The following is a 13591-nucleotide window of genomic DNA, read 5'->3' on the forward strand; positions in this document are numbered from 1 at the left end:
GAGGAGCCTTTCCATGAGCGACAGACGCGTGTCCTTCTACACCCTGGCGTGGCGCTGGCATTTCTATGCCGGCCTGTTCGTCGCGCCCTTCATGATGCTGCTGGCCCTGACCGGCCTGGTCTACCTGTTCAAGCCGCAGCTGGACCTGTGGCTCGACGCCGAGCTGCGGGTGGTGGCGCCGGCGGGCCCGGCACTGTCCGCCGACGCGCTGCTGGCGCGGGTCGGCGAGCTGCGTCCGGCGGCGCAGGTGAGCAAGTACCTGCCGCCGCCGGCGGCGGACCGCAGCGCCGAGTTCGTGGCGAGCGAGGACGGCCGCGAGCTGAGCCTGTTCCTCGACCCCTACCGCGGCACCCTGCTGGGTACCCAGGACGCCCGCTACAACCTCCAGGCGGTGGCCCGGGCGCTGCACGGCGAGCTGATGCTGGGGACCCCGGGCGACCGCCTGGTGGAACTGGCGGCCGGCTGGGGCGTGGTGCTGACGGTGTCCGGCCTGTACCTCTGGTGGCCCCGGGGGCGCGGCCTGCGGGGCGTGCTGTGGCCGCGGCTGAATGCCCGCGGCCGGTTGTTCTGGCGCGACCTGCACGCCGTGCTGGGCGCCTGGGGCGCCTTGCTGCTGCTGTTCATGCTGCTCACCGGGATGACCTGGACCGGTTTCTGGGGCAAGGCCTTCGCCGGCGCCTGGAACCACTTTCCGGCGGCCATGTGGGACGCGGTGCCCACCTCCGGGGCCCAGGCCGGCAGCCTGAACCGGGTCGAGGCGCAGACCGTGCCCTGGCCGGTGGAGAACACCCCGTTGCCGGTCTCCACGGGGCATGCCGGTCACGCCGGCCATGGTGGCGGCGACGGCCACGGCGACCACGGCCATGAGCCGGCGCCGCCGCGCATCGGCCTGCAGGCGGTGGTGGAGCGCGCCGCTGCGGCCGGGGTGGTGCCCGGCTACAGCATCACCCTGCCGGTGGCCGCCGACGGCGTGTACACCGTGGCGATCTTCGCCGACGACCCCCGCGACGATGCCACCCTGCACCTGGACGCCTACACCGGCGCGGTGCTGGCCGACGTGCGCTGGCGCGACTACGGCGCGGTGGCGCGTACCGTGGAGACCGGCGTGATGCTCCACGAGGGCAAGCTGTTCGGCCCCCTCAACCAGGCGCTGATGGCCGTGGTCTGCCTGGCGATCCTGCTGGGCTCGGCCAGCGGCCTGGCGATGTGGTGGCTGCGCCGGCCCCAGGGCCGCCTCGGCGTGCCGCCGCTGCCCCACGGGCTGCCGCTGTGGAAGGGCGGGGTGGCGATCATCGTCGCGCTCGGCCTGCTGTTCCCCCTGGTGGGCGCCTCGCTGCTGGCGGTCTGGGCCCTGGACCGGCTGGTGCTGGCGCGCCTGGCCGGCAACCGGCCGCTGGCCGAATGAGCGTGACGTTGCTTTCCCGCCCGGCGGCCTGCCGCCGCCGGCGCGTTCCCTGTCGATTCCCTGGAGACCTTCCCATGCGCAAGACCCTGCTGACCCTGGCCGCCGTGTTCGGCCTGTCCGCCGCCGCCCTGGCCCACGAATACCAGGCCGGCGCCCTGCACATCGACCACCCCTGGGCCCGGGCGATGCCCGCCGTGGCGCCGACCGCCGCCGCCTACCTGGTGGTGCACAACCACGGCGAGCAGGCCGACCGCCTGCTGGGCGCCGACACCCCGCGGGCGGACAAGGTGGAGATCCACCGCCACGTCCACCAGAACGGCCTGATGAAGATGGAGGCGGTGGACGGTGGCGTGGAAATCCCCGCCGGCGGAGAGCTGAAAGTGACCCCGGGGGACTACCACCTGATGCTGTTCGGCCTCAAGCAGCCCCTGGAGGATGGCCAGCGCTTCCCCATGACCCTGCATTTCCAGAAGGCCGGCGACGTCACCGTGGACATCGCCGTGCAGAAGGACGCCCCGGCGCCCGCTGCGCCCGCCGACTCGGGGCATGCCCACGAGGGGATGGACCATGGCGCCATGGATCACGGGGGCATGGACCACGGCACCGGCCAGCCCTGACCGGCGCGCCCCCCGGCGCCGGCCTCAGGCGGCGTCGGGGGTGGCGTGGGGGTTAACGCCGTCGGTGATGTGCTCGATCATGCTGCGGGCGATTTCCCGTTCGCCCATGATCACCAGGTCGGCGCCGCGCTGCTGCAGGTGTTCCACCTCGGTATCGAAGTGGGCCCGGGCCATGATCTCCAGGGTCGGGTTGACGCTGCGGGCGTACTGGGCGATCTCCCCCGCCTCGAAGCCGTTGGGGATCGCCAGCAGCAGCCAACGGGCCTGTGCCAGCTCGGCGCGGTCCAGCACATCCTGGCGCGCCGCATTGCCCAGCACCGCGCTGAAGCCCTGCTGGCGCAGCTCGTCGATGTGATCGCGGTCGTTCTCCACGATCACCAGGGGGATGCCGCGCTCCCGCAGGTTGCCGCTGATCAGCTTGCCCACCCGGCCGTGGCCGATGAGGATCGCGTGGTCGCGCTCGGTGATGGGCGGCGGCTGGTCCATTTCCTTGGCGTGGTGGGTGCCGCCCTTCAAGCGATGGCCCTCGCGGCGTTCCAGCCAGGGCTGCAGGCGGTCGATGGCGAGGAACAGCAGCGGGTTGATGGTGATGGAGAGGATGGCGCCCGCCAGCAGCAGGTCGCGGCCCTCGTCCGGCAGCAGCTTCAGGCTCACCCCCAGGCTGGCGAGGATGAAGGAGAACTCGCCGATCTGCGCCAGGCTGGCGGAAATGGTCAGGGAGGTGGACAGCGGGTGGCGGAAGGCGAGCACGATCAGCGCCGCAGCGATGGACTTGCCGATGACGATCACCAGAAAGGTGCCCAGCACCGGCAGCGGCTGCTGGATCAGGATCGCCGGGTTGAACAGCATGCCCACCGAGACGAAGAACAGCACGGCAAAGGCGTCCCGCAAGGGCAGCGAGTTCTCCGCCGCCTCATGGCTGAGTTCCGATTCGTTGAGCACCATGCCGGCGAAGAACGCGCCGAGGGCGAAGGACACGTCGAACAGCTTGGCCGAGCCGAACGCCACCCCCATGGCGATGGCCAGCACCGAGAGGGTGAACAGTTCCCGGGAACCGGTGCCGGCCACCTTGGCCAGCACCCAGGGCACCACCCGCCGGCCCACCACCAGCATCAGCACGATGAACGCGGTGACCTTGCCCAGGGTGAGCAGCAGGTCGAACACCAGGTTGCCGTCGCCCTCCGCGGCCTGGCCGCCGAGCATGCCCGAGAGGGCCGGCAGCAGCACCAGGGCCAGGACCATCACCAGGTCCTCGACGATCAGCCAGCCCACCGCGATGCGCCCGCGGCGGCTGTCCATCAGCTGGCGCTCCTCCAGGGCCCGCAGCAGCACCACGGTGCTGGCCACCGACAGTGCCAGGCCGAATACCAAGCCGCCGCCCAGGGTCCAGTCCATGGCCCAGGCCAGGGCCATGCCCAGCAGGGTGGCCACGGCGATCTGCACGATGGCGCCGGGGATGGCGATGTTCTTTACCGCCATCAGGTCCTTGAGGGAAAAATGCAGGCCGACGCCGAACATCAGCAGCATCACGCCGATTTCCGAGATTTCCATGGAGAGCCCCTGGTCCGCGACGAACCCGGGGGTGAAGGGCCCGCACGCCACGCCGGCGAGCAGGTAGCCGACCAGCGGCGGGAGACGGATACGAGCGGCCAGGGTGCCGAAGATGAAGGCCAGCACCAGGCCTACGGCAAGTGTGGCGATGAGCGGAGTGTGATGGGGCATGGGGAGGGCTCCTTCCTGTGCGCGCCGGGAACGCTCCCACGGCTCTGCAAGGCTTGGGCCATGGCGCGAGGGGGAGAGTTCGGCGGGGTTCACGGGCGGACCCGTGGGGAGACGGCGAGGCCGCGTCCGGGAAGGGTAGCGTGATAGCGGTAGCCTATCTATCGCGGGCTACCGCAAAGAGCGGCTCAATTTTAAACAGAACGTGTCATGCCGATTGGCCGGTCGCGGCGCCCCGCAGGTCGCGGTAGCGCTGCTCCAGTTCCTGGCGGATCTCCCGGCGCTGGCGGCCTTGCTCGAAGCGCCGGCGCTCCTCGGCGGTCTGCGGTTCCCGGGGCGGCACCGGCACCGGCTGGCGGTTCTCGTCCAGGGCCACCATGGTGAAGAAGCAGCTGTTGGTGTGGCGCACCGAGCGCTCGCGGATGTTCTCGGTGACCACCTTGATGCCGATCTCCATGGAGGTGCGCCCGGTGTAGTTCACCGTGGCCAGGAAGGTCACCAGCTCGCCGACGTGGATCGGCTGGCGGAAGGTCACCTGGTCCACCGAGAGGGTCACCACGTAGTGGCCGGCGAAGCGGCTGGCGCAGGCGTAGGCCACTTCATCCAGGTACTTGAGCAGGGTGCCACCGTGGACGTGGCCGGAAAAGTTGGCCATGTCCGGGGTCATCAGCACGGTCATCGTCAGTTCGGCGTTGCCGGGTTCCATGGGCGCGCTCCGTCGGGGGGATGGTCGGGCTACCTTAGCCGGGCCCGGCCGCTTTGCCCATGGCGCCGCCGCCTGGCCTTCTCAGGCGTGCACCAGGTACCAACGCCAGTCCTGCTCGCCCACCTCGCCCATGAACTGCCGGTATTCGGCGCGCTTGATGGCCAGGTAGACCCGCAGGAAGTCCTCGCCGAAGGCCTCCCGCGCCCAGGCCGAGCCCTCCAGGGCGCGCAGAGCGGTGAGCCAGTCGGTGGGCAGCGGTTCGCCGCCCTGGGCGTAGCCGTTGCCGCGGATCGGCGTGCCGGGGTCGAGGCGTTCGCGAAGGCCCCGGTGCAGCCCGGCCAGCAGCGCCGCCGCCGCCAGGTACGGGTTGGCGTCGGCGCCGCCGATGCGGTGCTCGATGTGCCGGCTGGCCCGTGGCCCGCCCGGCACGCGGAACGACACGGTGCGGTTGTTCACCCCCCAGGTGGTGGCCAGGGGCGCGTAGCTGTTGGCCTGGAAGCGGCGAAAGGAGTTGGCGTGGGGGCAGAACAGCGCCAGGGATTCCCGCAGGCTGGCCTGCATGCCGCCGATGGAGTGGCGCAGCAGGGTCGCCGCCGTGCCGTGGCCGGCGCCGTCCAGGTCCTCCAGGTCGCAGGCGTAGCGGTTGGCGCCGTCGGCGTCGGCCAGGCTGACGTGCAGGTGCAGGCCGCTGCCGGCCAGGTCGCCGAACGGCTTGGCCATGAAGCAGGCCTGCAGGCCGTGGCGGTTGGCCACGCCCTTCACCAGGCGCTTGTAGCGCACCCCCTCGTCCACCGCCTGGAGGGCGTCGCCGCGGTGCTCCAGGGTGATCTCCACCTGGCCCGGGGCGTATTCGGAAATCGCCGTCCGCGCCGGCAGGCCCTGGCGCTCGCAGGCGGCGTAGAGGTCGTCGAGGAACGGCTGCAACTGCTCCAGCTCGTAGACCCCGTAGACCTGGGTGGCGCCGGGCCGCTGGCCGTTGGCCTGGCGCGCCGGCAGCGGCCGGCCGTCGGCGCCGCGCTCGCGGTCCAGCAGGTAGAACTCCAGCTCCACCGCCATCACCGGGTAGTGGCCGTCGGCCCGCAGCCGCTCGATCACCCGCGCCAGCACGTGGCGCGGGTCGGCCGCCGCGGCCGGCTGGCCGTGCTCGGGGTGCATGCTCACCTGCACCTGCCCGGTGGGCTGGTGGCGCCACGGTTGCAGGGTCAGGCTGCCGGGCAGCGGGTAGGTCCAGCAGTCGGCGTCGCCCACGTCCCAGACCAGCCCGGTCTCGTCCACGTCGTCGCCGTTGACCGTCAGCCCGAGGATGGTGCTGGGTAGCGGCCGGCCGCTCTCGTACACCGCCAGCAGTTCGTCGCGGTGCAGCAGCTTGCCGCGGGGCACGCCGTTGGCGTCGATGAGGAACAGTTCGATGCTGCGCACCTCGGGGTGGGCGGCGAGGAAGTCACGGGCTTCCCGGGGATCGGCGAATCGCATGGTGGCTACTCGTGGGTGGCCGGGGCGCGGCCCCGGGGATCGGGTCAGGCCAGGCGCGCGCCGGGCAGGGCCAGCAGCTCGCCCAGGGCCTCGTCGAGGGTCGTGACCAGGCGCGCCACGTCGGCTTCGGTGGTGTCCGGGCAGCACAGGGTCATGTTGTGGAACGGCGTGATCAGCAGCCCGCGGTTGATCAGGTACAGGTGCAGGGCCCTCTGCAGGGCGTCGTGGAAGGCCGCCTCCGCCTCGGCGCCGGAGCGCGGCGGCGTTGGGCAGAACTGGAATTCGCAGCGGGCGCCCAGTTCGGTCACCGACCAGGCCAGGCCATGGCCGGCGATCACCCGGCGGAAGCCGGCCGCCAGGCGCTGCGCCAGGGGCAGCATGTGGGCGTAGGCGGCCTCGGTCATCACCTGTTCCAGGTTGACCCGCATGCAGCGCATGGCCAGGGCGTTGGCCGACAGGGTGGTGCCCATGCCGCTGTGGCCGTGGCCGCCGTGCTGGCTGGCGTGCTGCCGTGCCAGGTGCATGGCCCGGGCCATCTCCGCGGTGCAGCCGTAGACCGAGCACGGCACGCCACCGGCGATGGGCTTGCCGAGGGTGATGAAGTCCGGCTGCAGGCCCCAGGCGCGGGTGCAGCCGCCGGGCCCGGTGGACAGGGTGTGGGTCTCGTCGACGATCAGCAGGGTACCGTAGCGGCGGGTAAGGGCGCGCACCTGGTCGAGGTAGCCCGGGTCGGGCAGGACCATGCCGATATTGGTCATGGCCGGCTCGCAGAGCAGCGCCGCCACGTCGCCGCCGGCCAGGGCGGCTTCCAGGGCGGCGAGGTCGTTGAACGGCACCGCGCGGCTGGTCTTGGCCAGGTTGCGCGCCTGGCCCAGCAGGCCGGGGCGGTGCACCGTGCGGCCGTCACGGCAGCGCACCAGGGTGTCGTCCACGGTACCGTGGTAGCAGCCGTCGAACACCAGCAGCCGCTTGCGCCCGGTGATCGCCCGGGCCCAGCGCACCACGAAGCGGTTGGCGTCGGTGGCGGTGGTCGCCACCTGCCAGAACGGCAGGCCGAAGCGCGCGGCGAGCAGTTCGCCGGCCACCACTGCGTCCTCGCCTGGCAGCATGGTGGTCAGGCCGTCGGCTCCTTGCTCCGCCAGCGCCCGGGCGATGGGCGCCGGCGAGTGGCCGAACATCGCCCCGGTGTCCCCCAGGCAGAAGTCCACGTAGGTGTGGCCATCCACGTCGACGAAGCGCGCGCCCCGGGCGTGGCGGACGAACAGCGGCGAGGGCGTCGACCAGTCGCTCATCCAGTGCATCGGCACGCCGCCGAACAGGGACTGGCGGGCGCGCTCGGCGAGGGCCACGGAGGCGGGGTTGGCGGCGAGGAAACGCTGCCGCTCGCGGGCGGCGAAGGTTTCCACGGCAGAGTCGGCGATGCCACTGGCGGTCATGCTGAACACCTCGTGCGAAGGAGTCGCCATCGTTGTTTTGTGATCACAGAATGTCAATAGCCACTTCGAATGGGGCCGCGATGGGCTAATCTGTCGCTTTCGTGATCACAGAACGAGGTGCGCCATGCGCAATTGCAGCCTGACCCTGTCGCAACTGCCGGCGCCGCCGGCCGGGAAGGCCTGAGATGGCCGATGCCAACCTGCAGCAACGGCTCTACCAGGCGCTGCGCCAGGCCCTGCTGGACGGCCGCTTCCAGCCCGGCGAGGCGCTGAAGATCCGCGACCTGGCCAGCGCCTGGGGCACCAGCCCGATGCCGGTGCGCGCCGCCTTGCAGCGGCTGGTGGCCGAAGGCGCCCTGGAAGGCGAGCCGCAGCGCTCGGTGCGGGTGCCGCCGATGACCGAGGCGCGCTTCCGCCAGCTGTTCGAGGTGCGCCTGAGCCTGGAGGGGCTGGCCGCCGAGCTGGCCTGCCCGCGCGTGACCGCCGAGGCCCTGGCGCAGCTGGAGGCGGAGGTGGCGGAAATGGACGCGGCCCTGCAGCGCCGGGACATCCGCACCTACCTGGCGGCCAACAGCCGCTTCCACCTGGCCCTCTATGGCGCCTGCGACAACCCGCTGCTGCTGCGCCTGATCGAATCCCTGTGGCTGCAGGTGGGGCCGTTCTTCAACCGGCTGTTCACCGAGGCCGACCTCAACCTGCGCCTCAACGGCTTCCACGACGAGGCCTGCCGCGCCCTGCGCACCGGCGACGCCCGGGCGGTGCGTCACGCGGTGGAGCAGGACCTGCGCTACTGCGGCCAGTACCTGGCGGGGTTGCTGCGCCTGGAGGCGGATGCCCCGGCCCGCAAGTCGGGTGCCGCCGCCCGGGCGGGTCGCGGCGCATCCACCCGGACCCGACCCGGCCAGTCTGCGTCGGCACTCGGCATACCGAGCCGCGCAGCCAGGGGCTGAGGCGGCCGCCACCGGTGTGCGGCAACTGTTTCGACATGTTGCCCTGCGCCGGAGGCGCGAAGACGCGATGGTACGCTCCCGCTGACCGGCAACCGCCGGTCGCCCCACCCCGGACCGAGGAGCCCCGCCATGCATGCCATCAGCTTCATCCAGGACCTGGCGGTGATCATGCTGGTCGCCGGCGTGGTCACCGTGCTCTGCCACCGCTTCCGCCAGCCGGTGGTGCTGGGCTACATCGTCGCCGGCTTCATTATCGGCCCCCATACCCCACCCTTCGGCCTGATCCACGACGAGGAAACCATCAAGATCCTCGCCGAGCTGGGGGTGATCTTCCTGATGTTCTTCCTCGGCCTGGAGTTCTCCCTGCGCAAGCTGGCCAGCGTCGGCTCCACGGCGTTCCTCGCCGCCTTCATGGAAATCGTCCTGATGGTCTGGCTGGGCTACGAGATCGGCCGCTTCTTCGGCTGGACCCACATGGACGCGATCTTCCTCGGCGCGATCCTCGCCATGTCCTCCACCACCATCATCGTCAAGGCCCTGGGCGACCTGAAGATGAAGCACGAGCGCTTCGCCCAGCAGATCTTCGGCGTGCTGATCGTCGAGGACATCCTCGGCATCGGCATCATCGCCCTGCTCTCGGGGATCGCCGTGAGCGGCACCGTGGAGGCCGGCGAGGTGGCCGGCACGGTGGGCCGGCTGACCCTGTTCATGATCGTCGCCCTGGTCATCGGCATCCTGCTGGTGCCGCGGCTGCTGGCCTACGTGGCGCGCTTCCAGAGCAGCGAGATGCTGCTGATCACCGTGCTCGGGCTGTGCTTCGGCTTCTGCCTGCTGGTGGCCAAGCTGCAGTACAGCATGGTGCTGGGGGCCTTCCTGATGGGCGCCATCATGGCCGAGTCGCGCCAGCTGCCGCAGATCGAGCGGCTGGTGGAGCCGGTGCGCGACCTGTTCAGCGCGATCTTCTTCGTCGCCATCGGCCTGACCATCGACCCGTCGATCCTGCTGGAGCACCCCTGGCCGATCCTGGTGATCACCGGCGCGGTGATCCTCGGCAAGATGATTTCCTGCGGCACCGGCGCATTCCTCGCCGGCAACGACGGGCGCACCTCGTTGCGGGTCGGCATGGGCCTGTCGCAGATCGGCGAGTTCTCGTTCATCATCGCCGCCCTGGGCACCACCCTGGGGGTCACCAGCGACTTCCTCTACCCCATCGTGGTGGCGGTGTCGGCCATCACCACCCTCAGCACGCCCTACCAGATCCGCGCCGCCGACCCCCTGAGCCGCTACTTGGCGCGGGTGATGCCGACCCGGGTGGCGCGGGTCTTCAGCCACTACGGCGACTGGCTGCGGAGCATCCAGCCCCAGGGCCAGAGCGCGGTGCTGGCGAAGATGATCCGGCGCATCCTGCTGCAGATCGGGATCAATTTCGCGCTGGTGGTGGCGATTTTCCTCGGCAGCGCCTGGTTCGCCGACTCCCTGGCCCTGCGCCTGGACCCCTGGGTGGGCCAGGAGAACCTGCAGAAGGCACTGATCTGGGGCGGCGCACTGCTGGTTTCCCTGCCGTTCCTGATCGCCGCCTACCGCAAGCTCAAGGCGCTGTCGCTGCTGCTGGCGGAGATGAGCGTCAGCCCCGACCAGGCCGGGCGCCACACCGCCCGGGTCCGGCGGATCGTCGCCGAGGTGATTCCGCTGCTGTCCCTGGGGGGCATCGTGCTGCTGCTGATGCCGCTTTCGGCGAGCATTCTGCCGACCCTGGAGTTGCTGGTGGTGATCGGCCTGCTGGCCGCCGGGGTCAGCGCGCTGCTCTGGCGCTGGCTGATCCGCGTGCATTCGCGGATGCAGATCGCCCTGATGGAGACCCTGGACCGCCCGGAGCCGCCATCCCACTGAGGCAGGCAGAGCGCCGGCGGCAGCGGTGGATCAGTCCGCCAGCCACACGTCCCGCACCCAGTGCCAGACCGAGTCCCAGGTCTCCTCGGTGAGTTCGCCGTCGTCGCCGTCCCACAGGGTCACCTGGCCCTCGATGTCCACCACGTAGTAGTCGCGGCCGTCCTGGCAGATGGGCAGCAGGTCGCGCGGCAAGCCGGCGTCCCAGGCGTTGGCCGCCACCTCCGGCAGGTAGGTGTGGGACTGCGGGTCGGTGGCGGTGACCGGCTCCAGCCGGCCGTAGACCACGTCGCTGACCTTGAGCAGGAATTCTCGCAGCTCGAAGGGCAGGTTGATCAGCAGCTGTTCCTCGATCTCCACCAGCAGGTCGTCGTCCGGCAGCTCCAGCGGCACCGGCACCGGCTCGTTCACTTCACGCAACTGTTCGATGACTTCTTCCACGGCCAAGGCCCTCCCGTTCAGACGCGCTTTATACCCCAGGCGCCGCGCCGCGACGAACCCCGCCGTGGCTCAGAAGGCCTGGGTGTACTGGCGGAAGGGCGGGATGGTGTAGTGCACGCCGTGCTGGCGGCAGTCCTCGAGGGTGCCCTCGGCGTCCGCGCGCAGGTGGTAATAGCTCTCCCCGGCCTGCTCCTGGGGGGTGTCCACCAGGTCGCGGGTGAGATCGATGTAGGGCGCCGCCAGCAGGTCGTCCTGGCGGGTGCCGCCGGTCTTGGCGTCGACACTCTCGCCGGCCCAGGGAATCAGCCGCTTGCCCTCCAGCCAGTGCACCGCGGCGCGGGAGGTGCCGTCCGGCCAGACGTAGGCCACCAGGCAGAAGTGATTGGTGTGGCGGTTGGCCCGGGCCTCCAGCAGCAGGCGGCGCAGGTCGTGGCGCGGGTCGCGGAAGCGGTCGTCGATGGACGGCGCGGCGTGGCGCGGCTGGCCGGGGAAGATGGTCCGGGTGGCCTCGACGCGCTCGGTGGCGACGAAGGAGGTGAGGCCCAGGGGTGCCAGCAGCAGCACCAGCAGGCCGAGGCGGCGCGTGGTCGGCAGGGAAATGGCCATGGGCGCCTCCCTAGGACCGGCCGGCGCGGGCGCCGTACGTCGGGTGGAGAAGCCCGGCCACGTGGGCGTCGGGGGTGGAGTGCCATGCCTGGCTCATGATCGTTCGTCCCTAATGTCTGTCGCGGGTTCGCGTGTGCGCCGTCCGCTCGTGCGGTCCGGTTACGTCCTGTCGCGTACCGAAGGTTAACCTGTGGTGACACCCTGCGGTCAAGTGTCGCGTCTTTTCGCCCGCGGGTGGCTCGACGCCTGCCCGTCGACCTCCTACCATCGACCCCGGTTCCCCGCACAGGCAGGACAGCCCCCATGGCGATCGTTTGGCTCAGTCAACATCACCGCGAGCTCGACAAGGTCACGCTCTACGCGATCCTCGCGCTGCGTGCCCGGGTCTTCGTGGTGGAGCAGAAGTGCCCGTACCTGGATGTGGACGGCGAAGACCTGCAGGGAGACACCTGCCACGTGACCGCCTGGGAAGGCGACACGCTGCTGGCCTGCCTGCGCCTGCTGGACCCGGCGCGCCACGACGGCGAGGTGGTCATCGGCCGCGTCGCCAGCGACGCCGCCGCCCGCGGCAAGGGCCTCGGCCACGGACTGATGGCTCGCGCCCTGGAAACCTGTGCCGAGCGCTGGCCCGGCCACCCCGTCTACCTCTCCGCTCAGGCGCACCTGCAGGCCTACTACGGCCGCTACGGTTTCGAGCCGGTCACCGGCGTCTACCTGGAAGACGACATCCCCCACATCGGCATGCGCCGCCCCTGAACGCGGCGCATCCTACAGGAGTGACCCCTTTCGTGGAGCCTCTCGATCTCTACCGGCAGCGCATCGGCCACACCGGTGACTGCGCGCCAACCCTGGACACCCTGGCCGCGCTGCAGGCCGCCCACATCGCCAGCATCCCCTTCGAGAACCTCACGCCGCTGCTGGGGATGGAAGTGGACCTGGACCCCCAGGCGCTGCTGGACAAGCAGGTGAGCGACCAGCGCGGTGGCTACTGCTACGAGCAGAACCTGCTGTTCCTGCGCATGCTGCACACCCTCGGCTTCCGCGCCCGCGGCCTGGCCGGGCGGGTGCGTTGGAACCTGGCGGATGACGCCCCGCCGACCCCGCGCACCCACATGCTGATCCTGGTGAGCCTCGACGACGGCGAGTACATCGTCGACGTCGGCTTCGGCGGCCTGACCCCCACCGGCCCGCTGCGGCTGGTGCCGGACGTGGTCCAGGAAACCCCCCACGAGCCTTTCCGGCTGCTCCAGGACGGCGAGGGCTACACCCTGCAGGGCCTCTCCTGCGACGAGTGGAAGACCCTCTACCGCTTCGACCTGAGCGAGCAATTGGAGGTGGACTACCGGCTCGCCAGCTGGTACCTGTCCCACTGCCCGGCGTCGCTGTTCGTCAACGACCTGATGGTGGCGCGGGCGCTGCCGGGGGTGCGCCACAGCCTGTTCAACGGCCGCTACAGCCGGCAGACGATGGGCGAGGAGAAGCAGACCCGCACGATCGCCAACGTCGGCGAGCTGCTGGACCTGCTGGAAGGCCCGTTCGGCCTGCGGGTGCGCCACCTGCCCGGGGTGGTGGAGCGGCTCGGGCCACTGCTGACCGAGGCGTACTGACCCCAGTTTCCCGATCCCACCTACGAAAAACCCGGGCAGCGCCCGGGTTTTTTCATGCCGCCGATCAGGCGTTCTGCCGGATACCGGCGACCCGCCAGGGCTGGTTGTCGCCGTGTTCACGCTCCATCCGCCAGCTCTCGCTGAAGCCTTCGCCCTGGTCGAAGCGCGAATTCTTCGACAGGCCGCTGAAGGTCAGGGTGGCGACGGTCTTGTCCGCCAGCTCGTCGACGCCGTCCAGCTGCACCTGCAGGTTGTCGATGTAGGTGGACTGGTAGGCATCGCCCAGGCTGGCGCGCTCTTCCTTGAGGAAGGCCAGCACCTGCGGGGTGACGTACTCGGCGATCTTGTCCATCTCCGCCGCGTCCCAGTGCTGCTGCAGGTTCATGAAGTGCTCGCGGCCGGCCTCGACGAAGCGCTGCTCGTCGAACCAGGCCGGGGCGTTGACGGCCGGGCGGGCGACCGGCGCGGCGCTGCCGAAGATCGGCGCCTGGGCCTCGGGCATCTGCCGCTGCAACGGGCCGGCGGCCAGGGGCTGGCCCTGATGCTGGCGCTTGCGCGCGGCGAGGAAGCGGAACAGCACGAAGGCGATGAGGCCGAAGATCAGGATGTCGAAGAACTGCAGGCCCTGGAAGCCATCGCCCATGAACATCGAGGCCAGCAGGCCACCGGCGGCGAGGCCGGCCAGAGGGCCGAGCCAGCGCGAGGCACCGCCGGCGGCCGGGGTGCGGCCCGGGGCGGTGGGGC

The 13591-nt window shown here is 70.7% G+C and carries 13 protein-coding genes; 6 read left to right on the plus strand and 7 right to left on the minus strand.

Going from position 1 to position 13591, the window contains the following annotated elements; genetic code table 11:
• The first annotated feature begins 13 nt into the window (after positions 1–13).
• Complete coding sequence (locus FM069_RS15910) at positions 14–1405, plus strand: PepSY-associated TM helix domain-containing protein (RefSeq protein ID WP_143489353.1); 1392 nt, start codon at positions 14–16, stop codon at positions 1403–1405.
• 74 nt (positions 1406–1479) lie between these two features.
• Positions 1480–2022, plus strand: coding sequence for a copper chaperone PCu(A)C (locus FM069_RS15915; protein ID WP_143489354.1), 543 nt, complete (start codon positions 1480–1482; stop codon positions 2020–2022).
• Between the two features lie 24 nt (positions 2023–2046).
• Here FM069_RS15915 and ybaL read toward each other — a convergent pair whose 3' ends face one another.
• From ybaL to FM069_RS15935, 4 genes are all read right to left on the minus strand, one after another.
• On the minus strand, positions 2047–3744 hold the full coding sequence (gene ybaL / locus FM069_RS15920; RefSeq protein WP_143489355.1) for a YbaL family putative K(+) efflux transporter: 1698 nt from the start codon (positions 3742–3744) through the stop codon (positions 2047–2049).
• 205 nt (positions 3745–3949) lie between these two features.
• Positions 3950–4447 carry an acyl-CoA thioesterase gene (locus tag FM069_RS15925; RefSeq protein WP_143489356.1) on the minus strand — a complete coding sequence of 166 codons (498 nt, stop codon included), beginning with the start codon at positions 4445–4447 and terminating at the stop codon, positions 3950–3952.
• An 81-nt stretch (positions 4448–4528) separates the two neighbouring features.
• Positions 4529–5920, minus strand: coding sequence for a glutamine synthetase family protein (locus tag FM069_RS15930; RefSeq protein ID WP_143489357.1), 1392 nt, complete (start codon positions 5918–5920; stop codon positions 4529–4531).
• Positions 5921–5964: 44 nt separating this feature from the next.
• Positions 5965–7356, minus strand: coding sequence for an aspartate aminotransferase family protein (locus FM069_RS15935; protein ID WP_143489358.1), 1392 nt, complete (start codon positions 7354–7356; stop codon positions 5965–5967).
• A 185-nt stretch (positions 7357–7541) separates the two neighbouring features.
• On the opposite strand from FM069_RS15935, the gene FM069_RS15940 reads away from it, so the two are divergent.
• Positions 7542–8306, plus strand: a complete 765-nt coding sequence (locus tag FM069_RS15940) for a GntR family transcriptional regulator (RefSeq protein WP_143489359.1) — start codon at positions 7542–7544, stop codon at positions 8304–8306.
• A gap of 129 nt (positions 8307–8435) precedes the next feature.
• Positions 8436–10196 (plus strand): cation:proton antiporter, encoded by a 1761-nt coding sequence (locus tag FM069_RS15945; protein ID WP_143489360.1) that lies wholly within the window; start codon positions 8436–8438, stop codon positions 10194–10196.
• A 30-nt stretch (positions 10197–10226) separates the two neighbouring features.
• On the opposite strand, the gene FM069_RS15950 is transcribed toward FM069_RS15945, so the two are convergent.
• Complete coding sequence (locus FM069_RS15950; RefSeq protein ID WP_143489361.1) at positions 10227–10634, minus strand: SMI1/KNR4 family protein; 408 nt, start codon at positions 10632–10634, stop codon at positions 10227–10229.
• A 69-nt stretch (positions 10635–10703) separates the two neighbouring features.
• On the minus strand, positions 10704–11240 hold the full coding sequence (locus tag FM069_RS15955) for a hypothetical protein (RefSeq protein WP_143489362.1): 537 nt from the start codon (positions 11238–11240) through the stop codon (positions 10704–10706).
• 303 nt (positions 11241–11543) lie between these two features.
• Here FM069_RS15955 and FM069_RS21640 point away from each other — a divergent pair, with 303 nt between their 5' ends.
• Positions 11544–11996, plus strand: a complete 453-nt coding sequence (locus FM069_RS21640; RefSeq protein WP_178106773.1) for a GNAT family N-acetyltransferase — start codon at positions 11544–11546, stop codon at positions 11994–11996.
• A gap of 32 nt (positions 11997–12028) precedes the next feature.
• A complete protein-coding gene (locus tag FM069_RS15960) occupies positions 12029–12847 on the plus strand; it encodes an arylamine N-acetyltransferase family protein (protein ID WP_178106775.1) in 819 nt (272 codons plus the stop codon).
• 64 nt (positions 12848–12911) lie between these two features.
• Here FM069_RS15960 and FM069_RS15965 read toward each other — a convergent pair.
• A partial coding sequence (locus FM069_RS15965; RefSeq protein WP_143489364.1) for a Tim44 domain-containing protein occupies positions 12912–13591 on the minus strand: 680 nt, incomplete at its 5' end.

Origin of the sequence: Pseudomonas mangiferae, assembly GCF_007109405.1 — a bacterium.
Lineage (GTDB): Bacteria > Pseudomonadota > Gammaproteobacteria > Pseudomonadales > Pseudomonadaceae > Pseudomonas_T > Pseudomonas_T mangiferae.